This is a genomic window from Rhodococcus sp. 14-2470-1b, assembly GCF_002259415.1.
GTDB lineage: Bacteria > Actinomycetota > Actinomycetes > Mycobacteriales > Mycobacteriaceae > Rhodococcoides.
In genome coordinates this window covers 1-23,522 of the sequence record NZ_NPFY01000027.1, presented here as the reverse complement: position 1 = coordinate 23,522, position 23,522 = coordinate 1, and the positions used below count along the sequence as shown (strand labels likewise).

General features: G+C 62.4%; 24 protein-coding genes. 13 read left to right on the top strand and 11 right to left on the bottom strand.

The annotated features are described in order from the left end of the window. Positions 1–14: 14 nt before the first annotated feature. Positions 15–608, bottom strand: a complete 594-nt coding sequence (locus CH293_RS20085) for a TetR/AcrR family transcriptional regulator (protein ID WP_094721300.1) — start codon at positions 606–608, stop codon at positions 15–17. 215 nt (positions 609–823) lie between these two features. Next, entirely contained in the window at positions 824–1,168 is a 345-nt protein-coding gene (locus tag CH293_RS20080) for a hypothetical protein (RefSeq protein ID WP_094721299.1), read from the bottom strand. 231 nt (positions 1,169–1,399) lie between these two features. Here CH293_RS20080 and CH293_RS20075 point away from each other — a divergent pair, with 231 nt between their 5' ends. Further along, positions 1,400–2,464, top strand: a complete 1,065-nt coding sequence (locus CH293_RS20075) for a GGDEF domain-containing protein (RefSeq protein ID WP_255122932.1) — start codon at positions 1,400–1,402, stop codon at positions 2,462–2,464. Between the two features lie 12 nt (positions 2,465–2,476). Here CH293_RS20075 and CH293_RS20070 read toward each other — a convergent pair whose 3' ends face one another. From CH293_RS20070 to CH293_RS20045, 6 genes are all read right to left on the bottom strand, one after another. Continuing rightward, the gene (locus tag CH293_RS20070; protein ID WP_094721297.1) at positions 2,477–3,250 is read right to left on the bottom strand and encodes a hypothetical protein; all 774 of its coding nucleotides are present in this window, start codon (positions 3,248–3,250) and stop codon (positions 2,477–2,479) included. A 62-nt stretch (positions 3,251–3,312) separates the two neighbouring features. Beyond that, the gene (locus tag CH293_RS20065; RefSeq protein ID WP_094721296.1) at positions 3,313–4,338 is read right to left on the bottom strand and encodes a zinc-binding dehydrogenase; all 1,026 of its coding nucleotides are present in this window, start codon (positions 4,336–4,338) and stop codon (positions 3,313–3,315) included. After that, positions 4,314–5,885, bottom strand: a complete 1,572-nt coding sequence (phnE, locus tag CH293_RS20060) for a phosphonate ABC transporter, permease protein PhnE (RefSeq protein ID WP_255122933.1) — start codon at positions 5,883–5,885, stop codon at positions 4,314–4,316. The genes CH293_RS20065 and phnE overlap by 25 nt, the downstream gene beginning before the upstream one ends. A gap of 8 nt (positions 5,886–5,893) precedes the next feature. Further along, positions 5,894–6,694, bottom strand: coding sequence for a phosphonate ABC transporter ATP-binding protein (gene phnC, locus CH293_RS20055; protein WP_094721294.1), 801 nt, complete (start codon positions 6,692–6,694; stop codon positions 5,894–5,896). Positions 6,695–6,696: 2 nt separating this feature from the next. Further along, positions 6,697–7,665, bottom strand: coding sequence for a phosphate/phosphite/phosphonate ABC transporter substrate-binding protein (locus CH293_RS20050; RefSeq protein WP_094721293.1), 969 nt, complete (start codon positions 7,663–7,665; stop codon positions 6,697–6,699). A 35-nt stretch (positions 7,666–7,700) separates the two neighbouring features. After that, positions 7,701–8,420 carry a phosphonatase-like hydrolase gene (locus CH293_RS20045; RefSeq protein WP_094721292.1) on the bottom strand — a complete coding sequence of 240 codons (720 nt, stop codon included), beginning with the start codon at positions 8,418–8,420 and terminating at the stop codon, positions 7,701–7,703. 109 nt (positions 8,421–8,529) lie between these two features. On the opposite strand from CH293_RS20045, the gene CH293_RS20040 reads away from it, so the two are divergent. From CH293_RS20040 to CH293_RS20000, 8 genes are all read left to right on the top strand, one after another. Beyond that, positions 8,530–9,243 (top strand): GntR family transcriptional regulator, encoded by a 714-nt coding sequence (locus CH293_RS20040; RefSeq protein ID WP_176460069.1) that lies wholly within the window; start codon positions 8,530–8,532, stop codon positions 9,241–9,243. A 126-nt stretch (positions 9,244–9,369) separates the two neighbouring features. Continuing rightward, complete coding sequence (locus CH293_RS20035) at positions 9,370–9,954, top strand: maleylpyruvate isomerase family mycothiol-dependent enzyme (protein WP_176460068.1); 585 nt, start codon at positions 9,370–9,372, stop codon at positions 9,952–9,954. A 174-nt stretch (positions 9,955–10,128) separates the two neighbouring features. After that, positions 10,129–10,440 (top strand): hypothetical protein, encoded by a 312-nt coding sequence (locus CH293_RS20030; protein ID WP_141217198.1) that lies wholly within the window; start codon positions 10,129–10,131, stop codon positions 10,438–10,440. Continuing rightward, positions 10,437–12,995 carry a hypothetical protein gene (locus CH293_RS20025; RefSeq protein WP_094721288.1) on the top strand — a complete coding sequence of 853 codons (2,559 nt, stop codon included), beginning with the start codon at positions 10,437–10,439 and terminating at the stop codon, positions 12,993–12,995. The genes CH293_RS20030 and CH293_RS20025 overlap by 4 nt, the downstream gene beginning before the upstream one ends. A gap of 1,040 nt (positions 12,996–14,035) precedes the next feature. Next, positions 14,036–14,287, top strand: coding sequence for a hypothetical protein (locus tag CH293_RS27945; protein ID WP_141217197.1), 252 nt, complete (start codon positions 14,036–14,038; stop codon positions 14,285–14,287). 315 nt (positions 14,288–14,602) lie between these two features. Further along, positions 14,603–14,980: a PH domain-containing protein gene (locus tag CH293_RS20010; RefSeq protein WP_037105142.1), complete on the top strand. Its 378-nt coding sequence runs from the start codon at positions 14,603–14,605 to the stop codon at positions 14,978–14,980. Between the two features lie 25 nt (positions 14,981–15,005). Continuing rightward, on the top strand, positions 15,006–17,150 hold the full coding sequence (locus tag CH293_RS20005; protein WP_094721285.1) for a DEAD/DEAH box helicase: 2,145 nt from the start codon (positions 15,006–15,008) through the stop codon (positions 17,148–17,150). A gap of 516 nt (positions 17,151–17,666) precedes the next feature. Next, the gene (locus CH293_RS20000) at positions 17,667–18,164 is read left to right on the top strand and encodes a hypothetical protein (protein ID WP_141217196.1); all 498 of its coding nucleotides are present in this window, start codon (positions 17,667–17,669) and stop codon (positions 18,162–18,164) included. 95 nt (positions 18,165–18,259) lie between these two features. Here the strand turns inward: CH293_RS20000 and CH293_RS19995 are convergent, their stop codons facing one another. Together CH293_RS19995 and CH293_RS28250 are read right to left on the bottom strand one after the other, a co-directional pair. After that, a complete protein-coding gene (locus CH293_RS19995) occupies positions 18,260–18,724 on the bottom strand; it encodes a DUF6194 family protein (RefSeq protein ID WP_094721283.1) in 465 nt (154 codons plus the stop codon). A gap of 25 nt (positions 18,725–18,749) precedes the next feature. Next, positions 18,750–18,899, bottom strand: coding sequence for a hypothetical protein (locus tag CH293_RS28250; RefSeq protein WP_176460067.1), 150 nt, complete (start codon positions 18,897–18,899; stop codon positions 18,750–18,752). Positions 18,900–19,078: 179 nt separating this feature from the next. On the opposite strand from CH293_RS28250, the gene CH293_RS19990 reads away from it, so the two are divergent. Then, the gene (locus CH293_RS19990; protein WP_141217195.1) at positions 19,079–20,035 is read left to right on the top strand and encodes a hypothetical protein; all 957 of its coding nucleotides are present in this window, start codon (positions 19,079–19,081) and stop codon (positions 20,033–20,035) included. Positions 20,036–20,097: 62 nt separating this feature from the next. After that, positions 20,098–20,604: a hypothetical protein gene (locus CH293_RS19985; protein ID WP_094721306.1), complete on the top strand. Its 507-nt coding sequence runs from the start codon at positions 20,098–20,100 to the stop codon at positions 20,602–20,604. A 54-nt stretch (positions 20,605–20,658) separates the two neighbouring features. Here the strand turns inward: CH293_RS19985 and CH293_RS19980 are convergent, their stop codons facing one another. Beyond that, complete coding sequence (locus tag CH293_RS19980; protein WP_094721281.1) at positions 20,659–21,273, bottom strand: uracil-DNA glycosylase; 615 nt, start codon at positions 21,271–21,273, stop codon at positions 20,659–20,661. Positions 21,274–21,491: 218 nt separating this feature from the next. Here CH293_RS19980 and CH293_RS19975 point away from each other — a divergent pair, with 218 nt between their 5' ends. Together CH293_RS19975 and CH293_RS19970 are read left to right on the top strand one after the other, a co-directional pair. Then, complete coding sequence (locus CH293_RS19975; protein ID WP_141217194.1) at positions 21,492–22,526, top strand: hypothetical protein; 1,035 nt, start codon at positions 21,492–21,494, stop codon at positions 22,524–22,526. A gap of 187 nt (positions 22,527–22,713) precedes the next feature. After that, positions 22,714–23,460 carry a hypothetical protein gene (locus tag CH293_RS19970; protein ID WP_141217193.1) on the top strand — a complete coding sequence of 249 codons (747 nt, stop codon included), beginning with the start codon at positions 22,714–22,716 and terminating at the stop codon, positions 23,458–23,460. The last annotated feature ends 62 nt before the right edge of the window (positions 23,461–23,522 follow it).

Sequence of the window (23,522 nt, the reverse complement as noted above, 5' to 3'; positions counted from 1 at the left end):
AAGGAAAAGCTCGATCATGGAGCCGGATGAACTGCACCGGTGAGAAACATTGCGACCACGCGCGGCACGTGCTGCACCCATCGGTCACCACCTGGATCGTTGGCTATCTGCTGATCACACAGGCCGGCGATCAGTGAGCTGAAGATGTCGATGTCGGCCTGATCGTCGGCACCGACACAGGCGAGGACCTCGCTGGCTCGGCCGTAGAATTCGAGGGCAACCTCCCAGGATGCAGGTGAGGGTGCGAAGCCAGGGATAGTGCGTTGAAAGAGCATTTGGTGCACGATCGGGTTCTTGCTCGAGAACCGTACGTTTTCGACCACGAATTGCTCGAGCGCTGCTCGTGGCTCGGTCGGCATCGGCTGACTGTTCAGGTAGTCGATGAGCTGGCGGTACCCGTCGGCGAACATGGCGTCGTACAGGTCGAGCTTGGAAGCGAAATACACGTACAGAGACGGCTGCCGCAGGTTGACGCGGGCGGCCAACTCGCGCAGCGAGATCACCGCCAACCCGTCGCGCTCGGCAAGCTGCCACGCTTCGGTGAGAATTGCAGAGATTTTCGCTTCACGCCTGGCGCGGCGGGGGTCGTTCTGTGTGCCGTGCACCATCTCCTCCTATCGACGATAGGAAAACTATCAGCGATAGGTCAGTGGTTGTCAAGCGGACCGTTTTGGCGACCTTGACGTCAATCGGTGTAGTCGCAGTCGAGGTATCGGGAAACCCGTTCTTGCGCAGTCGCTTTCCCTCTTCTGCGAGTTGGAAGGGTTTCAGTCACCTCAGCTAGTCAACCCGTCGTGGGTCGACCTGCGTGCGTGGTCGAGTATCAGGGCGTGAAGACGTACACCGGCCGGTCCATGTACGTCGCTGACCCCGGGACGAAGAAGAGTCGGTTCAGGGTGACGTGATTGCCCCAGAGATCGGTTTGACTGCAGAAGCTCTGTCCGCGCGCCCACGAACAGCGGATGGGTTGGGACGTGCCATACGGGCTGATGAGCAAGGAAGCATCGCTGCGAGAACCGTAGGCCGCGGGATCGAGGACACCGACGAACGAGTCGGTCGCGTCCACCGGGCCCGGCAGGTAGTACACGGGGTCTGCTGATGCGGCCGGAGCCGCAACCGCGGCGATACCGACGGCAAGGACGATTGTGGCGAGTATCCGTTTCAACATCGTTGCTCCAATTGCCGAGGGCACGTTCGGTGATGATTCGTGAATCGCCCGACCGAATGTGCTCGTTACCTCGGGGTGACCACTCGTGCCTTCAGTGCACTGCGCCGTGGTCGCTCACGCCGGACAACTCTGGTTGACTGGTTCACGTCACTGCGGGCACGAGGGGTCGGCTCGGTAGCGTTCCGAGCTGCGGTGATGCCTGGGATCTGCAAGAGGGCGTGCCTGAGGACGATGCGACAGTTTTTGCGATGGTGGTTTCACCCCGCCGACTACGACTGGACCGTTGCGTATCACCGACGGGATCCGCTTCTTCGCAATGCCAACTGGGCGGTGTCGTCGTGGTGCGGATTGTATGCAGTGCTGTGCGTACTGGCGGCGCACACGCCTGCCGGTGTGCCGGACGGTGCCGGGCGGGTGATCGCGTATTCGCTTGCGGTGACCGCCACCGTCATCGCCCTGGTGTGGCTCCGCCGGACTTGGCTTTCGCGGACGATGTCGCGGGTGTTCGTCGCGTATCTCGAGGTTGGCGGGGTGATCTTGCTCCTGCTGTTGCAGGACCCGTTCGTTGCGCTTTCATGTTCTGCAGCCCTCGGCGTCATCGGCAGCTACATCGTCACGTTCCACAGCCCGAAGCTGTTCGTTGCTCATCAAGTTCTGTCGGTCACCACGGTCGGGATCTTGTTCACCGAAGCGGTGACGTCGCCGGATGCCGATGTGGTGCTGGCGTGTGCGTACCTCGTGGTCCTGACGCTCGTGCTGTTTTCGGCGCCAATCCTCGCGCACATGCTTTTGCTGTTGCTTCGGCGTGATGCTGCGTCCGCGTTCTACGACCCGCTGACCGGTCTGTTGAATCGGCGTGGGTTCGATTCCGTGTTCGCCGAGCGCGTGCGAGGCCCTGGTTCCGTGATGATCGTCGATCTCGACGATTTCAAAGGCATCAACGACAGCTACGGACATGCTCACGGCGACATGGTGCTCAGAGACATCGCGAGCACCCTGTACGCGGAGTTCCGTGCGCCTGCACTGTCGGCGCGGATCGGGGGAGAGGAATTTCTGATCCTGGTCGAGGCGGATGACGCCGAGGCGTTCGTGCGGGCGCAGCGGCTCCTCGTCCACTTGGACGAGGGGCGAGCCGGCAGCACGACGGTGAGCATCGGTGTTGCACGGCTGCCGGCCCGCTCGTCGGTCGAGGATCTCTGGCGTGCCTGCGACCGGGCCGATGCCGCGATGTACACGGCCAAGAAGGCCGGAGGGAACTCCATTCACGTCGACGACACTCGACCGACGAATCTGTGACGCGGGTGGACTTCAGAACAGAGTTGGCTCCACGTATCGGCCCTCGCGCGCCTCTCGCCGACGGGCGTTCCACCGTTCGACGAGCCACATCTCCACCAGTTCGGGGCGGGTACCGATGTCCGACGCCCAGCGGGTGAGCAGTTCGACGTAGCGCTCGTACCGCTTGCGGGTGAATCCGGTGACCGCGGGATCCTCCAGCCACCCCTCGTGGATGAGCGTCGAGACGCCGTACTGGTCGATGAGCTGAGCCTTGCCGCGCTCGACGGACGTCTCGGTGGCCCACAGGAACGTGGCCATCAGTGACATCCCGACACCGGGTGTGTCCGGCCAGCCGGACCACGAGCCGCCTGGTAGCTCGGGAACGATGCGGTCTCGTATGCACCGGTCCAAAACGGCCCGGGTTTTCGCGAACGGGTCTTCGTCCGGCCGGCTGAGGTGCGGGTTCTGGACGTCGGGAAAACGTCGTTTCGATTTGCGGTTCCTGTGCCCACCCTGCCATGCCGCGCACAAGAACAGCAGACCGAGCGACGGCTGATCACCCACGACGAGGGCGGTGCCGACGCGTAGATCGTTGCGCTGCACGATGGCCGAACCGTCGCTGACGACGGCGCCGTCGAGGTCGCGTCCGCGCAGGCGAAGCTCATGGCCCGCGTTGCGGAGATGCAGGTTCCACCAATCGAGATCCACCTCGACCCCGTCGTCGAGAACCTGCAACTCGTAGCTGCGCAACTGGCACCACTGCACACAGGCCGTCGGTGGGTCGAATCCCTCGTCGAGTCGTGACATGCCGATATCTTGGCACCGGGCACCGACACGTTCGGGCGCCGCCAGGACCCGCGCCGCAGACTTCAGGAAGCGCCGGGAGCGACGGATGCACGGAGTATGCCCGGTCGCGTCGGGACGAGGACGCGTGCGAGCTCGGTGAGGGGTACCGGGGCGTCGACCAGTTCGGCCCAGGGGTATCGATCACCGGTCGTCTCGAGGAAGTCGACGGCCTGCGTCAGGTGATGCGGCTCGTAGTTGTGCACGCCGGTGATGGTCAACCATCCGCGCACGACGCGTTCGGGGTCGACGCTGATCGGTGGGCCGGGGGTGACCGATCCGGCCATAACGAGTCGTCCACCGGTGTCGAGTCGTCCGAGCGCGGCTTGCACCGCTGCCGCAGCGCCGGTGAAGTCGATTGCCACGTCCACGGACTGATCGTCGTCGTCGATGGCGCCGAAGGCACGGGCGTGACTTTGCCGCTGGGGATTGTGATCGACGACGAACACGCTCACTGCACCTCGATGAGCCGACGCGGCGGCCGCGGTGATGCCGAGCATTCCCGCGCCGTAGATCAACACCCGTCGTCCGGCCAAGTCGCCAGCGGCCTGGAGCGCCGCCATCACGGTCGCCGTCGCGCATGCCGCTGGGGCGGCCACGGCGTCGGGCATCGTCTCGGGTACCGGCGCGATGGAGGTGCCCTTCGGCAAGACGATGTGCCGGGCGTAGGAACCACTCAAAGCCCATTCGCCGACGGCGGATTCGTGCCCCACCTTGCGTACGTCGACGCACTTCGCGGTGAATCCCGACGCGCACCGCGCGCATCGTCCGCAGGGCACGGTCACCGACCACACCACCCGATCACCGACCGAGGCCGACGCGTCGTCGCCTACCGCAACCACCGTCCCGACGGCCTCGTGCCCCAGAACGGACGGGCACGCCGCCGGGCGTCGACCCGTCACCGTGTGCAGGTCGCTCCCACACACGGTGGCGAGGGCGACGTCCACCAGAACGTCTCCCGGCGCGAGTTCCGGGATCTCGAGGGTCTGTATGTCGATGCCGTCGGGCGTCCATACCGCTGCCTGCGTCAGACGAGGAGTGATCTGATCCATCCGGAAACCCTTTCGACTGCGTAGACGACGACGAAGATGACGAGGACGATGGCGCCTGCCACGTCGAAGTTGAGTGTGCGTATCGACTCGAACAACAGGAATCCGATTCCGCCTGCACCGACGATTCCAAGGATGGTGGAGGTGCGTATGTTGACGTCGAGCAGATACAGGCTCGATCCGACGATCGACGGAACTGCCTGCGGCACGACTGCATTGACGATCTTGTTCCACCAGCCACCGCCGACGGACGATACCGCTTCGAGCGGACCGGAGTCGATCTCCTCGACCGCGTCGGCGACGAGCTTTCCGAGGAACCCGACGGAGCCGATCGCGAGCGCGCACGTGCCGGCAACCGGGCCCAGGCCGAGCGCTGCGACGAACACGACCGCAAGGATGAGCTCCGGCACGGCGCGGACCAGCAGGATCCATGATCTGGCCAGCCAGTACACCACCGGATGAGGAGTGACGTTGCGTGCGGCGAGGATGCCGACCGGGATGGACAGAACGATGCCGATGGCGGTGGCGACGATGCCGATCGCGATGGTCTGCACGGTGGCGTCGACGAGATCTGCACCGAGAGAGGAGAAGTCCGGTGGGACCATGCGGCCGAACACCTCGATCGACGGCCCGATCCAGGTGAACAGCGACCTGGGGTCGAGCTCCAGGACGACGAAGGACGCAATAGTGGTGACGATCAGAACGGCCGACGCGCCCATCTTCATGGCGCGATCGCGAGCAGGTCCCGCTGCCGACGGGACGAGCAGCATTCGCCGCAGAAGGATGGCAGCCAACTCCATCGCCGCGATGATGGCGAGGATGACGAGAACGATGCCGAGTGCACGGGGATAGATCAACCCGCGCAGGGCGTCCTGCAGAGCAAAACCGATACCGCCTGCGCCGACGAATCCCAGCACGACGGACATCCTGAGATTGATGTCGATCCGGTAGACGAACGCTGCAATCCATGCGGGAACGACCTGCGGAACAACAGCATTGATCATTTCTCGGACGTAGCCGACGCCGGTGGCGCGCACGGCTTCGCGTGGTCCGCTGTCGGCTTCCTCGATGGCGTCGGTGAACAGCTTGCCGAGCATGCCGATCGAATGCAGTGCCAGGGCGAGAATGCCCGGCAACACACCGATTCCGAGGGCGCGGACGAACAGGACGGCGAACAGCAGGTCGGGCATTGCGCGGCAGAAGGTGATGATCGCGCGCGCCACGCTGTAGACGATCGGGTGCGGCGTCGTGTTGCGTGCCGCGAGGAACGCCAGTGGGACGGAGACGATCGCGGCCAGAACGGTGCCGAGCACTGCCATCAACAGGGTGTCGAAGGCGAGCGAGACGATCCGGCCGGTGTCGTCGACGCGGGGTGGGAGCATGCGGCCGAGCAGTCGTTGCACGTCTTCGAGCCCGTCGATGAGCGCGGCGGGTGCGAAATCGATGTAACCGGCGGACAGGAGCGTCAGCACGACCGCGATCGCGCCGAGTGACGGCAGAAGCCACCGTCGTCGGGACTCGGTCTGTGGGGGTTCGGTTTTCGGTTCCAGGGTGACGGTCACCGCTTCGCCGCCGAGCGTGTGTCTTCCTCCGGGGCGATCCGCTGGTAGATCGGCATGATGTCCTCTCGTGCCAGTCCTGCGGCCGGTCGATCGAGAACGATTTCGCCGTCGCGCAGCCCGACGAGTCGATGTGCCCACCCCAGCGCGAGGTCGACCTGGTGCAGCGTGCACACCACCGTCAGCTTCTCCTCGGTGCAGACGCGTTGCAGCAGGTCCATGACGATTCCGGCGTTCTCCGGGTCGAGCGACGCGACGGGTTCGTCGGCGAGGACGATGCTCGGCCGCTGCATCAACGTGCGAGCGATGGCGACCCGTTGCTGCTGACCGCCGGAGAGAGTGTCGGCGCGGCGTTCGGCGTAGTCGGCGAGCCCGACGCGGTCGAGGCATCGAAGTGCCTCGGCGCGCATCGCTTTGGGATAGGTCATCGGGCCGTAGCGTGGAACGGCCAGTCGCCCGAGGCCGCCGACGAGAACGTTCTCGAGGCAACTCAGACGTCCGACGAGGTTGAAGTGCTGGAAGATGAAGCCGACCTTCTTGCGGAGGTCGCGCACCGACCGTCGGGACGCCAGATCGACTCGGGTGTCGAGGGCGGTGATGTTTCCCGACGTGATGGGATGCAGACCGTTGATGCAGCGCAGCAGCGTGGACTTCCCGGACCCCGAAAGGCCCAGCAGCACCAGCATTTCACCGCGGTGGACGTCGAGGTTGACGTTCTTCAGTGCTGTCGTGGTCCCGAATGTCTTGGTGACATCGTGTGCGCTGACGACGATGTCCTTGCGCTCGATCAGGGGAGACATGGTCAGCCCTGGCACTTCTCGGAGCCGGTCACGTCGCAGACGTGGCGGACGCCGTCGTAGTCGCTGTCCTGGGCAGGCACGACGCCCCAGGCGTCTTCGTCGGTGATGCGGCACTCTTCGGAGCAGATGCCGTCGGCGATGAAGGCATCGGAGTTCATGCCCTCGCTGAAGATCGTTTTAAGCTTGTCGATCGCCTCGGTGCCGAGGTCGTTGTTGGCGGCGAACAAGGATCCGGCGATCGTCTCGGACTTCCATACCGTCTTCAGCTCACCGGGTGCGAGTTCGCCGTTGTCGATCATCGTCCGGTCGACCATGGTGTCGAACGCGAATCCGGCGTCGCAGTCGCCTGCCTTTACCGCGAGCGCCGATGCGTCGTGACCGCCCGCGTAGATCGGCGTGACGCCTGCGGAGATGTCGCCCTCGGATCCCGAGGCGACGACGCCTTCCTCGATGAGGCCCGCAGACGGGTACAGGAATCCCGATGTGGAACTCGGGTCGACGAAGCACACCTTCTTTCCGGCGTAATCGGCGAGGGAGTTGACGGACGCGTTGTCCGAGCGGGTGATTCCGTAGGACTGGTATCCGGGTGGGGTTCCTTCGTCCTGTACGACGGCGCCCAGCGGCGTCATCTCGGCACCGTTGATTCCGGCGACCACGTAAGCGAACGGTCCGAAGAACGCGAGGTCGACGTTGCCTGCGATCAGGCCTTCGACGACGCCGGCGTAGTCCGAGGCTTGGACGAACTCGACGGTGGCGCCCGTCTCGCGCTGGAGGCGCTCGATCACCGGGTCGTAGCTGGCGCGCAGGTCGGTGGAGTTCTCGGCGGGAATGGCTGCCAGCGTGATGGTTTCGGGAAAGCCTTGCTCGGTGGTGGCGTCGGCGCCGGAGCTGGAGCAGCCTGCTGCGACGAGGGCCGTCACCGAACAGAGGGCGGCGGCGATGCCGGCGCGGCGGGAAGCGAGAGTGATCATGGCGGTGATGTCCGTTCTCGAGGTCTGTGGGGGAGTCAGTGCAGGAGAAGAGCGGGGAGATCGGCGACGCTGGGGAGTACGTGCGTGGGATTGGCGGCGCGCAGTTGGTCTTCCGAGTGCGCGCCGGTGAGGACGCCGACGAGCACGGAGGCGCCTGCGCGTCGGCCGGAGTCGATGTCGTTGGAGGTGTCGCCGACGACGGTCACGGCCGTCATGTCGTTGACCTGCGCGCGTAGTGCAGCCGTCAAGACCAGATCCGGGAACGGACGGCCGCGGCCGGCGTGACCGGGCGCGAGGTACGCGTCGGCGATGTTCTTCCAGCCGAGCGTGTCGAGGATCCGCTCCTGAGTTGCTGGCGAGAAGCCTGTTGTGAGAATGACTTTGGCGCCGGTGTCTCGTAGTCGTGTGATGGCGTCGGCTGCTCCGGCGATGGCGGTGACGCCGCTGTCGATCCGTGCGTCGTAGGCGGCTTCGAACGCGGAGTTCGCAGCCTGGGCACGGTCCTCGTCACCGAACAGTGCGCGGAACACCTCGATTTTGGACTGGCCCATGGTGTCGAGGACGTATCGGCGCGCGTCCTCGCGTTCGGGGCCGGTTTCGGGGAGGCTCACCGAGGTCGCGGCGGCGTCGAACGACGCGAGGACCAGGCCGTCGTCGGACACGGTGGTGCCTGCCATATCCATGACGACGAGCTCGACGGGGAGGGTGCGTTCGGTGGCCGACGGTAGGTGGGCGAGGCTGGTGGCGTTGGGCATGAGGGAAACGATGTCGTTTGGTATAGACCAATGCGTGTTGCTGGCATGAACGGAACGTGAACGACTCTCGACAACTTAGGTCTAGACCAATTGCTGCTATGGTCAGGTCATGGTCGATGACTCGGAACCTCGGGTGCTCAAGCATCAAGTCGTGCGTCGCGAGTTGGACGCGCTGCTCGACGATCTGTCGCCGGGGGACCCGTTTCCGTCCGAGCGAGATCTGGCCGAGCGGCACGGGGTATCGCGGGAGACGCTGCGGCAGGCGATGCGAGAGTTGTTGGTAGCCGGGAGAGTCGAGCGCCGAGGGCGCGCCACCGTGGTCGCTGCGCCCAAAGTGGTTCTGCCACTCGCTATCGGCTCCTACACCGAAGCGGCGCGTGACAAAGGGCTGTCGGCAACTCGTATTCTCGTCGGCTGGACCGTCAGCAAGGCCGACGACGACACTGCCGAGCTGCTGCGTGTCGAGCCGGGTGATGCGGTCGTCCAGCTCGAGCGTGTGTTCACGACGGACGGCACGCGCGTCGGCCTCGAAACCACGCGCATTCCGGAGTATCGGATTCCCGGTCTGGTGGAGACCTTCGACTACCGCGTCTCGCTCTACGCCGAACTACGCACCCGTGGAATCGTTTTCGGTCGGGTCGTCGACACCATCGAAACAGTGCTGCCCGACGCCAGAGAAGCTGCTCTGCTCACGGTGGACACTCGGACACCGATGTTCCTGCTCAATCGTGTGTCTTTCGACAAGGCCGGTATGCCCATCGAGCAGAGACGCTCCCTCTACCGCGGGGACCGCATGACCTTCACCGCGGAAATGGACGCCTGAGCTGAGGTTCTCTCGGCCGCGATGAATTTTCGGCGGGGGAGGGGTCGACACACCCAGACCAACCGAAACCGCGGCAAGGAGCATTCAGGCGTGACCGAGAACGTAACCGACGATAAATTCGTTGCCATGACACGGGACCAGCGAACAGCTACTGCGGAGCTGCTCGGCAGTCTGAGCGAGATGGAGTGGACGCGCCCGACCTTGTGCGACGGCTGGACCGTCGAACATCTGGCGGCGCACCTGTCCATGCCCTTCAGAATCGGACTGCCCAGGCTGCTGATGGCGATGATCTCGGCGCGGGGTGACTTCGACAGTGCAGCAGACCGATTGGCGCGCCGGGACATCGAGCGCATGACGCGCGCCCAGCTGGTCGAGGTACTGCACGCCAACGTCTCCACCAAGTGGAAGGTCCCCGGCGGAGACCTCGCGGACTCCTTCTGTCACGACGTCATTCACGGACTCGATCTCACCGAGGGGCTCGGCCGTCCCCACACCGCCACCCCGGAGCAATTGTTGACGACGCTGAACGTCATCAAAACGAAGAACCGAATGGAACACTTCGGCGTCGATCTGCGCGGACACACCGCCGTGGCGTCGGACATGGACTTTCGCATCGGAAAGGGCCCGGAAATCACCCTTCCCGCCGGGCGTCTCGTCCTCCTCCTCACCGGCCGCGAATCAGTCGACCAGCACCTGAAGCGTGCCGAATAGGGCCGTCGGGCTACACGCCCACAGTCCTTTGGACGCAGCAGCGGCGAGATCGGTTCCCTGCTGGGTTGCGGAGCTTATTTGTGGCAAACTCTGGATTCGGTAAGCCGGGATTCGACGAAATCCTCGGTCGACGGGCGGCAACGCTGCGAGGTATCTCTTGGGGGAGGATATCTGTTGGGGGAAATACTCAAGGCTGATCTCGACGAGATCAGGGTCCTCGGGGCGCAGCTGAGCGTCAAGGCGAAAGGCATCGCGGACGTTGTGCAGCCCGCGCGGACTGGCGTTTCGGCGGTAGTGATGCCGGATGCGGGCATCGACAACCTGCTGGGCCGGATCGTGACGACGATGGAATCTACAGTGGCGAAACACAGCTCCGCAGTGCAGTCCCTGTCCAATGGCGCGGTCTCGTCGGCGGTGTCGTACGAGGCGGTAGAAGACGCGTTCGCCAGGCAACTCGGGGTGTTGACCGATGGGCTACGCCGGTGAGCACCCCCACCATTGCCCAGATCGAGTCGTGGAAACCGCTGACGCTGGTGTCGGCGGGGGAGGCAGTCAGGGCGGCCGGTGCTGATCTGGTCGATCGGTTGGCCGAGGTCGATCTTGCGGTGGATACCACGGCTCGGAAGTGGCAGGGAGACGCGGGCGCGGCTGCATCGATGCGTGCTGTGTCGGAGGTTGTGACTGCGACGGTGTCCAAGCGTGCGACGGACTCAGTCGGGGCGTCGATGGTCGCTCAGGGCGAGACCATCGACGCGTATCGCACAGCGATTCTCAATACACGAGATGCAGCTGTCGACGTCCACGGCATGTCGGTGGCACCGGATGGAACAGTCACCAGCCCGACCGTTCCCGGTGCGTACGACGACGCACTGCGGCCTGTGTTGCAAGGCAGGCTCGACCGTCAGGCTGCAGACTTCCAGACCAGTCTGAAGGAGAGCTTGGCGCAGTGCGGATCAGCATTGGCCGAGCTCGAGGCCGCAGTGTCCGTAGGCCTCGACGACCTCGAGCGACACGGTGGTCCGGGTGGTGCAGAGATCGCTGCGATCGTTCTGTCCGGCGAAGACGGCAGGGATCTAGGATCCCAGGTGCGGGCCGCCATCGACATAGGTAACCCGATCCCCTCCGACGTTCTGGCCGGGCTCACCGAGGACCTCCGAGCCACTGGATTGAGCGCCGAACAGCTCAGGGACTATCTCAACGGCGCGACGGCGACCATCCCCGCAGGTACCCAGCAGTATCTGAAGGAGTTCTACGACAACGCTGGGGTCGACGGCTTCGCAGCGGCCAGCCAACAGCTGCAGTCGCAGGGTCCTGCGGGCCAGCAGGCGGCCGCCTCCCTGGCCAACGGCGTGATGGTTCTGTCCAACGAGAGAGTGGGGACCGGTCGTGATGCCGACGGAAATCTCACGGGAACCGGTGGTTACGAGAACCTTCCGCAGGACATGCGTGATCTTGTCTCGACTCGCCCCAGTCGTGGTATCGAGGGCTTGGACAGCAACAGCCTGACGTATCCCGGTGACGGACCCATGACCGAGGATCACAAAAGCGTCGTCGAAGGCCAAACAAAACTGTTCGACGCATTGGCACTCGCTGAAGCCGGGCACGACCCCGGCACGAAGATGTCGACGGAACTGATCAGGCAGGGCATGCACACAGCGGCACTCGACGCCCGCGGTGGAGCGTTGCCGTTCGGCAATCAACCGCTCGACACGGCCGGCCATACAGAGACTTTGGAGAAGGCGATCGAACTGGGCTCCCGCAACATCGACGGCGCCCACGCGATTCTCACCGGGCAGGGTGCGTCGGACGTCCTCGGGTCCGGCTACAACGCGGATGCAGCCCTGATGCCGTTACTGCAGCGCGATGATGGTACCGCCGTGGCATCGCTCACCGACTGGATTCCCCGTGATGCGCACACTATCGCCCCGGAAGGAACACCAGATTTCCGAGCTTCCGAACGCGCAGGCCAAGCCGCTCGAGGCCTGGCGGAGGTGATGGCCGCGACGGAGTCGTCGAACGGCACCAACAACTACACGACTCTACTCTCCGGTGAAGCGAAGATCGGACGAGGAACAGCTGTACAGGTCGCGGAAGCTCTGTCCCCCTTCGTAGGCGACATGACCGGAATGACGCGTGACCTTACCCAGACGAACGGGTTCGGTGAGTTCGGTGGCAGCAGGGACTATATCGGCGGACCTGTCGAGCCGCTTCGAATATTCAGTATTCTCGACTCCGACGATCAGGCCAGTCAGATCATCAACGGTACCGCGCTCGCCGAAAGTCAACGCATGGATCGCGTTTTCGCGACGACTGGATACAGCGAACTGGGTGACCAGGCCTATCGACTCCAATGGCTCGTCGATCACGGTCTGTCCACCGAAATGGACCAGCGTGTGGCAGACGGAGTCGACGAGCAGGACGCCGCCAACTCTCGAAACTCGAAATTCACCGCAGCATGGACCGCGGGGCAAATCGTTGCCGGCGGCTTCGGTCCGGGTGGCATCGCAGTAGCAGCCGGTTCCGAGTTCCTCAAACCCTACGTGCTCACGGTCGACGATCTGGGTACACCGCAGCCTCGCGAAATCACTTTGGATTCGTCGCAATTGGGCTTCGATCGGGGGAGCGATCCATACGTCGCAAGCGAATGGGGTAGCGCAGACTTCAGACGACACAACGTTCTGGACGCTCTCGTTAGCAACGGATCAATCGACATCAACGACGTGCCGGATGTGTACAAAAACGCGGACGGTACGACGGTGCTTCCGTATTCGGAAGCTGTGAGAAATGTCGTTGACATGGACGCCGATCGGGTGCGGTACGAGATCTATGAAATTACAACGCGATTGATCGAGAATGCCGGAATTACGAATCTCGAAGATTACGCCGGGGCTGCGACCGGAGACGAGCAGCGGGATCGTCTGGCCGCAGCGATCCGGCCCGAAGGGAATAGTCCAACCAGACAGGACATTCTGGATTGGCTGTCGAGCGACCAATCGTCTCGTGATTCCAAGAATACTTGGCCTCTGGACATTCACCGATGATGAAAGGAATCCCGCGCCTTCGGTCAGTGAGTGTGGCGTCACTGCTGGCAATGCTGGCAGCTGTCTCGGCGTGCGCGCCGGGTGTCGTAGAGGACACCGATCCGATGCCTACATCGTTGGTTCGCTGGCCTGCGACGGACGTATACGAAGCGCCTGATCAGCTGCGCGAAGCCACGATGGTGTGGTCTGCTGAACCAGGGATCGACCTCTTCTCGGCTGAGGGAACTTTGGTCCGTGCGTCAGAGGAGTCCTTCGCGATCGGGTTGATGCTCGGTCTCGACTACACATATGTGGGCTTCGCGGAAAGTTCGAACAGCCCAAGAAATGCTGGAAGCCTCAGCGGTTTCAGAGACGACACAGGTCAAGGTCCATTCGTGGGAACCATCTACGGGCACATACAGCAGATCATCCCGACTCGAGAGGGCTTCGATGTGCTTTCGTGTGTGCTCGGCGTTGGTCTCGACAGGGTTGTGAACGGCAAGTACTCACCCTCGCTCCTGACCGGCAGCGAGGGAGGCGAACAACGCTCGAGGTTCATCCGGAACGGCAGTTCTGAATCTGGACTTCCCACATCGCCGCCAGCAGCCCTGAGATCCCGGGATCGGCATTGGCAGGCGCCGACCGGGAACGAGTTCGAAGGTTGGGAGATAGACGGGTTCATCGACCTGGATCCGCAAACGTCCGAGCGCGGCCGTTGTGTTCCCTGGGCCCGATCTCTCTACCCGAATGCACCGTCGACGATAACGCCCGATACGTACGCCCGGGACACTCCACCTCCCGTCCAACCTGCCTTTCCCGGATGGCCGGACGGCAGCAGTTGACCGAGACCATGGCAGAGATTCGTTCAGGTGGTACCCACTGTGGCACATGAGGAACTCGGTGCGAAGGTTCGGCGACTTCAGCAGGCCGTCGCCGATGTCCACGGGCACACCCACGTGGAGGGAGTCACTGTTCGGACTGACGCGAACGGTCGACTCACCGAACTGACAGTGGGGCACGAGGCGTGGGGAAGAGGACCAGCAGTATTGGCCGACTTGATCATGCGTGCTTACAGTCGCACAGCGAACGACGTCCAGGAGCGTTCCTCGTCGATCCTCGCCGAGCTCCGGGATGATCCGACGGTTGCACGTATCGCAGACGCGACCGCGGTGGGTCAACCAGCATCGGTGTCGAGGGCTCACAAGGATCCGGAGTCACCCCTGCCAGACAACTACTTGACGGTTCGGGAACGCCCTACTGCCGATATCCATGAGGCCGACAGCTTCTACGAACGCAAGTCCTGGTTGGAATAGGCGTCGGGAGCCCGGAACCCCACGTCGGAAGCACCGTTGTCGAAGACGCGCTTCAGAAGATGCTCTCCGTGGAAACAATTCGGATCCTGATGCAGTGGACGCACCCTTCACCGCGGTACGGAACCCTACGACCTGCCAGCGCGTCTTCCGAATATCAGATGTCCGGTGCAGTTGTTTGATGTATGCCTGCGGATACGGAGTTGAGCGATGCTCGGTGCAGTGTCGGCGTAGGCGTTCGTAACAACCGTGGCGGCCGGGCCGATCTTCACTGGGTTGTCCGCGGACGGCGGACTCGGCACGGGAGAGCGTTCGATTATGGGTTTCATGGACGGACTGATAGGCAATGCAGGGAAGATCGATCCTGCCGCCGCGCATCAGGAATACAGTCGGTTGCTCGGCAGTGGGGAACAGATCCACGCTGCTTATCAGCTTGTTCGGGATGCATTCCTGTTCACCAACCGCCGACTGTTGATGATCGACAAGCAGGGGCTCACCGGGCGTAAGGTCGAATACCATAGCGTTCCGTACAGGTCGATCACCCACTTCGCAGTCGAGACGGCAGGCACGTTCGACCTGGATGCCGAGTTGAAGATCTGGATATCGGGCAACGCGACGCCGATTCAGAAGCAATTCACCAAGCAAGTCGATATCTACGAGGTTCAGGCGATCCTGTCTCACTTCGTCGTCGCCTGACCGACTGGCATGGGATGGTCGTCAGGTGAGTGACTCGCGAACCGACAAACCCGTCGAGATGTTCGACGCCTTGTTCACTGAGGCAGCATCAGCGTTGGCACTACCGGGGACGCTGAGAGCCCGTATCAAGTCCGAGGTCGATGCAATTCTCGATGCCCAGACCGACGCACTCCTGCGGCAATCGTCGGCGATAGATCTGAAGCAGGCACTGCCGAAGGGCACGAGGCTTGGAAGTCTCGAACAGTCTCGTCTGCGCACGGTCGCGGATCTCGCGTACTCGTCACCGAGCGAGATCGCTGCCGTGCCGGGTATCGGTCCGCAGTCCGCTCGAGCGATTCACGACGAGGCCGTTGCGCACCGCACGCGCGTCCGAGCCGGCCAACGGCTGCGGCTCGACCCGCAGCAGAAGGGGACTCGTGAGACGCAGCTCGTGACAACCCTCACTGCCGTGGATCGCGTGCAGCGCGAAATCGGTTCGCTCGCTGCCGAACTCGACGCGGTGAAACGGTTGGTGGAACCTTGGCGTGAACCCGCGCAGCGATCGAACGGCTGGCTCAAGCGGATGTTCACGAGCAGGGCGTCCCAGCAACAGCGCGAACGCGCGATCTACCAGCTGAACGCCGTCGCCAATACGCAACCCGTGAGCTCGATGCGTGCCCACGTTGGGCGCGTAGTGGCAGCCGGCAAGTCGCAGGGCAACCCGTGGATCGACTACGAACGCGACGCCGCAGCCTACAACGCGCTGCTCAGTCAGTTCACCTCCGTTGCCGCCGAGGATGTCGATGCCTCGCATGGCTTCATCGGCGAACAGTTGACGAGTGATACTCAACGCGTCGTACTCGACCGCACCCATATGCGTTCGTACCTGCGCGCCTACCAAGCGTTCGGCGCGCAGTACATTCTCCATCGCCGGAAAGTCATCCTCGGTGACGAGATGGGCTTGGGCAAGACCATTCAGGCGCTCGCAGTCGCCGCGCATCTCGCGTCGCAAGACGACAAACATGTGCTGGTGATCTGTCCTGCGAGTGTGTTGATCAACTGGTCCAACGAGACTCGGAAACATACGACGCTGCGTCCGTACGAGCTTCACGGTCCCATGCGTGATTCGGCGGCGACCGAATGGGCACGCGAGGGCGGCGTCGCAATCACGACGTTCAATACCCTGTCGCGGCTGCGGATCACGGTCGGTCCGCAATTCGTGATCGTCGATGAAGCGCACTACGTCAAGAACAAGGCGGCGCAGCGTTCGGTCGCGTCGCACCGATGGATCGAATCTGCCGGGCGTGCGGTTTTGCTGACGGGTACACCGATGGAGAACCGGGTGGACGAGTTTCGGAGCCTAGTCGAGTATGTCCAGCCCGATACTGCTCGCAGGATCCACGTCCGCGACGGCCTCGGCGGCGCGACATCGTTCCGGAAAGCGGTTGCACCTGCCTACCTACGACGCAATCAGGTCGACGTGTTGAAGGAGCTCCCCGACCTGATCGAGGTGGAAGACTGGGTGGCGCCGCATTCCGAAGACTCTGCGCGGTACCGCGATGCAGTGCGGTCCGGGAACTTCATGGCGATGCGTCAGGCCGCGTATCCCGGCGAGGCCGGCACGAAGTCCGCCAAGCTCGATCGTCTGCTCGAGATCGTCGAGGAGGCAGAGGACAACGATGCGAAGGTCATTGTGTTCTCGTTCTTCCGATCGGTGCTCGATACCGTCTGCAGTCGGATCCCTGGTGCGGTGTTCGGACCGCTGACCGGTAGTACGCCGTCCATCCAGCGACAGAAGATGGTCGACGAGTTCACCGCGCATCGAGGTCGAGCTGTGCTGGTCAGTCAGATCGAGGCCGGGGGAGTGGGCCTGAACGTTCAGGCCGCTTCGGTGGTGATTCTCACTGAGCCGCAGTGGAAGCCGAGTACAGAGGTCCAGGCTATCGCGCGGGCACATCGAATGGGGCAAGTCCGGACCGTGCAGGTGCACCGGTTGCTCGCCAAAGACACTGTCGACGAGCACATGCGGCGGGTTCTCGCCCACAAGTCCGAACTATTCGACGAGTATGCGCGCAAGAGTCAGGCGAAGGAGACCGACCGGGCGTCCATCGACGACGGGTGGGACCGAGGTGTGGGGCCTGTGGAGAACTCAATCGTCGAGATGGAGAAGCAGCGGTTGGGGGTGGGGTGAGCAACGACACCAAAGTTTGGGTGTCAGTGAACCGAACGCCCCGGCGGGAAACTAATAGGATCCATGATCCATGATCCATGATCCATGATCCATGATCCATGATCCATGGTGCAGGCGTGGTCGTTAGATAATTTAAATTGACTGTCGTTCAATTTGTTTCGTTATGCACACGATGAAGTAGGAACGCCTGCTTCGTACGGATCCAGTTCGCGGAGACGGTATTTTCGCCTGCACAGCGGAGCGCAATCAATCAACACGCTGGTCGAGGGTCGGGAATCCTACGAAAGCGAGTTGTTGTGAAAAGCCGTATTCGAGTGATGTCGGTGTTCGCCCTCTGTTCTAGGGCTGAGTGTCGGGTTTTCGGGGCTCGCAGCCGCTGCTGTACAGCCGACGGGATCGATCACCCAGGAAGGCAACCGGGTCTACGTCGATGTTCCGGGCGGCGATGAGGATGACTACTGTACGGCCCGGGCGAAACAGGGAACGGCTGATCGCGCGTTTGCGGGAGTGCAGACGGTGGAAGCGTCCGCTACCGCTACTCTGACCTTCGAGTTGGCGCTCGCAGGTGACTACGCCGTCTCATGGGAGTGCTACAACAACGAGAACTCGTACAACTCAGGTTCGGCAGCAATAACTGTTGTCAACGATCTGCCACCGGTAAGCGCGATCGGCCCGTTCGAGTTCTCGACAGGTTTCGCCGATCTCTTTGCATCACCAGTTCCCACAGCGCGGCTTACACAGGTCGGCAGCGACGTCACCTGGCGGGCAATCGCGGGTGATACCGACGTGAACTGCCGAGCACGCGTGTACGACGGCGGGGGAATCGTGACCGAGACGCAGACCTACATCGTGCCGGCTCGGGTCGCAGTCAACCTCACGGTGGTCGTTCCAACCGAGGGTGACTTCTCGACGAGTTGGGCTTGCTTCACCGCGTCGAACAGTTGGGGCAACGAGCCCAGTCCTGCACCGATAGTCGTCCCGGGAAGCATCACCCCGCAGTTCGGATCGAGCTGATCGGTCGCACACGCGGCGTTCCACGAATGATTGGTTCCCGCGCAGTAGATTTGGACCGATGTTTCGCTAATCGATGCTGGCGAGCCTAGAGCAGATCATCTCTGCCGATGCTCGACGCGTCGTCGGTCATCGAGATGTGCGCCGCGCAGAGCATCCAGCGTGCGATCGAGCGTCGACTCGCCAGGATTCACCACGCAGACCCAGCCGTACGCGCCGTACAGCGGGTGCGGGTTGAACACGTCCGCGGTGCTGTAGTCCACGGTTGCTTCATCGATGTCGCCCGGCGCATATCCGATCAGGTCGGTGAAGGCGCGCGATCCGACGTGGATGTTCACTCGCCAACGGTCGGGTGCGTCGAGACGAGAAGCCGCATCGTCTGGATAGTCCTTGGTCACGATCGTCGCGTAGGGCTGACGGTTGTTCGGAACCTGGCCGTCGGGCGCGTAGTAGAAGAAGTGATCGCCCCACGAGATCTCGGGATGCTCGCTCCCCGGCTCGGGTGCGAGTTCGAGGACGCCGTCCAAGGTCCGCAGTTCTGTCAGGATCTGCTGCATCGACATGGGTCCAGTATCTGCTCCTTCGCCATCAGGCGTTTCGTTGAGGTAGTGCCGGCCTCTTGACGACGGTGACCTCTGTGGCGCCCTGATCGCGAAACCACTGCTGCAGTTCCTCACCGTCGATGATGTGAGGTTCGTCGAGTCCGACGTCGACGGATTCGTCGACGACGCCGCGCATGCCTGTCACATTCGCGTTTCCCAGTGCCCGACCTCCGGCGCGACCTGACTGCTTGAGTACGTTTTTCAATAACCCCTTCTTACCTGCAACGAAACCGAACTGTCTGCGAGAGGCGCGACTCTGTGCAACCGTGGAGAGGAGGTTGGGGATCCGAACACTGTGAAGTCGAAGGAGTGCCGGTGACTGATTCTCTCGAACCCAGCAAGAGTTTTTTCGTACTCTGGGATGGCAGTCCGGAGGGATTGGACCCCGACGAACGCCAGGCGATGATCGACGCGACGGCCGACGGAAGGTTGTACGACAGTTCCTGGAGTTTCGGTCGTGGATACGGCAATCCGCTTGCAGGTGACCGAGTATTTCTGTTGCGCACAGGAAATCTTAGGGGCGTCGTTGCCAGTGCCAGCATCACCAAGGACGGGGTCGTTATGGACGATCACTGGACCGGAACTGGAAAGCGAACCGCTTACATCGATGTCACCTGGGACGTGATGGTCGGTGACGATGATCGATTGACGATCGAGGAGCTACGTCAAGCTTTGCCGGAATTCAAGTTTCCGGTACTCGGTTCCGGCAGGCGCATCTACGACCCGTCCGCAGCGTCGCTCGAAAACCTCTGGGGCGAGCACGTCGACGATCTGGGTCGTCGGACCCGAAATCCGTGGTTGGGTGGTCGACCTCAGTCCCGGCAACAGCGGGTATCTCGTCGAATTCCATTGCAGCGAAACATGACCCCGAGCTACGATGTGGAATCGTTTGCTTCCCACCGAGCGCGCCGTGCCGAATCGGAACTGGTCGACCGTTTCGTTGCGCGATTACGTCCCGAGGGTTTGGACCTGAGTGGCTTTCAGCTGCAGGTCGAGGGTGTGAATCGGCCGTTGCTGGTGGACCTGTTCGATCACACGAACAACGTCCTGTACGAAGCCAAAGCGTCGGCGTCACGAGAGGCAGTTCGTATGGCATTAGGGCAGCTGTTGGACTACCGCAGACACATCGAGACCAGTCCGTCGATATGCATGCTTCTACCCGATCGCCCGGCTGACGATCTAGTCGAGCTTTTGCGCGAGTACGGCGTCGGCTGCGTTTGCGAGGAATCGAACCGGTTCGAAGTTGTGCTGAAGTCAGCGGTCGCGGCGTGAGCGCCGTCGACAACGACGTCATTGGGAAACTGTTGGTCGCACACGCTGACTACGAAAGTACGGTGACCGATTCATACGACGAGGTTCTGTTCGACGTCGTAGCCAGAGTCGAGTCCGCGCGGAGCGTCGGCAAGGCAGACATCGGCGCTCTGCTCTTCTGGAAGCGACTCCGGGCGGATACTCCCTGGGCGATGGCCCTTCATAATATGCGCGACTCAGATGTCAGGGTCGTGACCGGCGCGATGTACGTGGCAGCAAACGATCTCGCTGTGGACGTCCCCACCGCAGCGGGGCAAGCCAGGCAGGCGCTGATCGGACTGCCTGGTTGCGTAAGCGGAGGCGCGTTGCCCTCGGCGCTCATTCTCGCGGCTGCGCCAGACCGCATGGCCATATACGACAAGCGGGCTCTGAAGGCACTCGGCATCCTTGGCATCGCTCTCGACACGTCCGACGGGTGGTACCGCGGCTACATGCAGACCGTCGAGACAGTGAGGGCCGAGGTACGTGGACGTGGCAAGGACTGGTCTGCTCGCGACGTGGACAAGGCGCTTTTCCAACTGGGCAAATGATCAGGAGTCGGGCGTCGGTTGCAGGGCCCTGCCGCTATGAGCGCCGTCAGCAGTTCATCGAAGCATCTGTGCGACCTGAGCAATCGCGGCCTCGAAGCGTTCGCGCCCGCCGCTCGTGTTCAGTCCCCGCGCGGAACAGTGCGGAATCTTTCCTGGAACCACGTAGTAGTCTCTGTCGATACTTGCACGTGTCCAACCGTCGCGAGCAGCGGCGCCGAGCAGCAGAACGATCTCGATACTGGGGCACAAGTCGACGAACTCGGTCGTCCATCGCACGGACCGAGTTCGTTCGGCAGCAGTCGAACCGCCATTCTTGACGCCAGCGACAGGGAAGGGAACGACATTCCAGTGGACTACCTCGGCATGTGAGACACCATGGCGCTCATACGCTTCACGGCAATTGCGAGCCGTACGGTCATTGTTGTCCAGGCTCAGCAGGCCGGATCCTGTGCCGCTCTCTGCTTTGGTGGAGGGGTTGTCGAGCAGCACCAACATGCGCGCGTTGATCCCCCCTTGGTCTGGATCGACGTAGGGAATGTGGCCATGCGGGAGGCCGACACAATCCGCAATGGCGTCTGCCAGCGCGTTCAACGGGCGGACGTGGGGTTCTCGGATTCGCGCAATCTTATCGGCGACGACAGCAGGGTCTGCGTTACGTCCGTTTGACATGGAGACAGGATTGCACGCTGGTCCGACACGAGAGTCTTCCTCGACGCGGTACTCCCACCGCGGCCCTCGTCAACGGAGCTTGTAGACACCTCTGCCCTCGGACTTGTGTCTGTTGCGGGAGATCGTAGTGGTGTGGTGGGTCCCCAACGCTGGGGAACGACTTGGTACGCCAGTCCCGTAGGTTGGATTCATCGGCAAATCGATGAGATGGAGTGATCGTGACCGACGATGGAACGGCAGGGCTCCTCGTTCGCGAGTGGGCGACAGATGGTGCGTGGTCGTCGCCCGAGATGACTGCGTACGACAATGAGGGCCATCTGCAGCGCATCATTGCGGCCGCTCCCGAACACGTACCAGGGGTTTCGGGTGAGGCACTGACTGTGCGTGAATTTTCGACGTCGGCCGGTCCCGCGGACGTGTGCATCGTCGATCGGGACGGGTCCATCACTGTCGTCGAATGCAAGCTTGCATCCAACTCCGAACGACGACGCATGGTCATCGGCCAGGTCTTGGATTATGCATCGGCGATCTCTGTCGACGGTGAAGCGTGGTTTCGCAGCCAGTGGGCTCGGCAAGGTGGAACGTCTCTTGCGAGGCTCGACGGAGGAGGTCTCGATCAGTTGTCGGCCGGCATCGAAGCTGGTCGCATTCATCTGTGTCTGGCGGTCGATCGCATCGACTCCGACCTGCGTCGTCTGGTCGAATACCTTAATAGGATCACTCGGGACGAGATCCAAGTGACGGCACTGCAATTGGCTTATGCAAGGCAGGGCAATCTCGAAATTCTCGTTGCATCCACCTACGGCGGTGAGCTCGCGGCGGCGAAAGCGCGATCAGGTAGCCCGGGTGGTGGCCGCGCGTGGACCAAGGAGTCATTTCTGGACGCTCTTGCGTCGGAGATAGACGCTGAGCGTGCCGCTCGCTTGTTCATCCTGCAGGAATCGTTGGATGAATCGAGGGGGAGCCACAGCGACTTCTGGTTCGGGACATCACCGTCAGGAGGGATTTTCTTCCATCCATACGGGTACCGGTTCGCACCGATGTATCTCTGGGTGAACAAGTCTGGGGCGCTGATGACAGCCGGGACGTGGAACAACTACAACCAGATTCAGAACCATGCCGGGTTCTCTTCATTGGCTACATTCTTGGATCAAGACCACACCGCGTCAGCGCCTGGACGAAGGGTGTCGGAACTCGACCTGGACCAGTTCTGGTCGGCTGTACTGCTGTGCGCCGAGGCAATCAACGAGTAGACAAGAGTGCCTCGGCGCTGCGAATGTTGAAACGCCCTGGGCGCGTATCTGGAGCCCTCCGGGGTACTGGTCGTGCGCAGGCCTGTCGTGCTTCCGTGCAGTCAGGACTATCGGCCGTCTGGAAGGGTCGAAACGGTGTATGCGTACTCAGCTATTGTGGGCGGCAGTTCATCGAGGAAGGGCAGTAGTGGCGGACAGTAACAATCTAGTTCCGGTATGGACGCTGGGGACAAACGAAGGGGAAACGGCACCGATAGCAGCCGAAGGCGTGATGTCACCGGCCAGGCTTGCCGAGTTACGGACCGCACTTGCAGTGTTGGTCGATACCCCGCTCGCGACGTTGGAAGCCCACCCGATCCCCGAATCGGCCGACCTGTCCCGCGGACTTTCTCTCGGCAGTGGCAGCCCGCTCGCGGTACACCTCTCGAAGCTGCTTGATGCAACCCCGGATGCGACAGTTGCCTCCGCGAGAGAAGCACTTTTCCGGCTCGTTTTGCCGGCAAAAGTAGCGACGCAACTCGACAGCGGACTTGGAACGTCGAAGTCCGACGCTCGAAATGGTGCCGGATTGCTCGAGGGTTCTACGGCCGTGAAGAATTTCCTTCCTGTATTCGCAGATTTCGCTGGCGGCGGTGGTATCGGTGCAGTGACTGCTGCCGCGCCTCTCTTACTCATGGCGGTCGCGGCCGGTCTGAACGCGCTTGCCGAAAGCGACAGGCGGGGCACCGACCGCTTGCTCAAGGAACTCAAGGACGACGCTTTGAGGATAGAGCGATCCAACCTTAACGCGTGCACCACCAGCATAGACAATGCCGCAAACGTCCTGCTCGACCACGGTAGAATCGGAGTCGCGCTCGGTTTGGATACGGCTGCGTTTCAAATCAACGTCGGTCTGGCTGGCGTGTTCCCGGTAAACGAGGCCAGGACGTTCTAGAGTCTTGTTGCCCGTGAACTGGGCGGATAGGACACTGAACAACATGGCTGGACGCAAGCGGA

Coding starts and splice junctions, on each gene's coding strand:
- CH293_RS20065 (WP_094721296.1), bottom strand. CDS start 4,338: ATGGATCAGATCACTCCTCGTCTGACGCAGGCAGCGGTATGGACGCCC.
- CH293_RS28250 (WP_176460067.1), bottom strand. CDS start 18,899: ATGCGCGGCGTCGTCGACGAATCCGTCGACGTCGGACTCGACGAACCT.
- CH293_RS20050 (WP_094721293.1), bottom strand. CDS start 7,665: ATGATCACTCTCGCTTCCCGCCGCGCCGGCATCGCCGCCGCCCTCTGT.
- CH293_RS20040 (WP_176460069.1), top strand. CDS start 8,530: ATGGTCGATGACTCGGAACCTCGGGTGCTCAAGCATCAAGTCGTGCGT.
- phnC (WP_094721294.1), bottom strand. CDS start 6,694: ATGTCTCCCCTGATCGAGCGCAAGGACATCGTCGTCAGCGCACACGAT.
- CH293_RS20075 (WP_255122932.1), top strand. CDS start 1,400: ATGCGACAGTTTTTGCGATGGTGGTTTCACCCCGCCGACTACGACTGG.
- CH293_RS20080 (WP_094721299.1), bottom strand. CDS start 1,168: ATGTTGAAACGGATACTCGCCACAATCGTCCTTGCCGTCGGTATCGCC.
- CH293_RS19995 (WP_094721283.1), bottom strand. CDS start 18,724: ATGTCGATGCAGCAGATCCTGACAGAACTGCGGACCTTGGACGGCGTC.
- CH293_RS20035 (WP_176460068.1), top strand. CDS start 9,370: ATGACACGGGACCAGCGAACAGCTACTGCGGAGCTGCTCGGCAGTCTG.
- CH293_RS27945 (WP_141217197.1), top strand. CDS start 14,036: ATGCGTGCTTACAGTCGCACAGCGAACGACGTCCAGGAGCGTTCCTCG.
- CH293_RS20070 (WP_094721297.1), bottom strand. CDS start 3,250: ATGTCACGACTCGACGAGGGATTCGACCCACCGACGGCCTGTGTGCAG.
- CH293_RS20045 (WP_094721292.1), bottom strand. CDS start 8,420: ATGCCCAACGCCACCAGCCTCGCCCACCTACCGTCGGCCACCGAACGC.
- CH293_RS20085 (WP_094721300.1), bottom strand. CDS start 608: ATGGTGCACGGCACACAGAACGACCCCCGCCGCGCCAGGCGTGAAGCG.
- CH293_RS19980 (WP_094721281.1), bottom strand. CDS start 21,273: ATGTCAAACGGACGTAACGCAGACCCTGCTGTCGTCGCCGATAAGATT.
- CH293_RS20010 (WP_037105142.1), top strand. CDS start 14,603: ATGGGTTTCATGGACGGACTGATAGGCAATGCAGGGAAGATCGATCCT.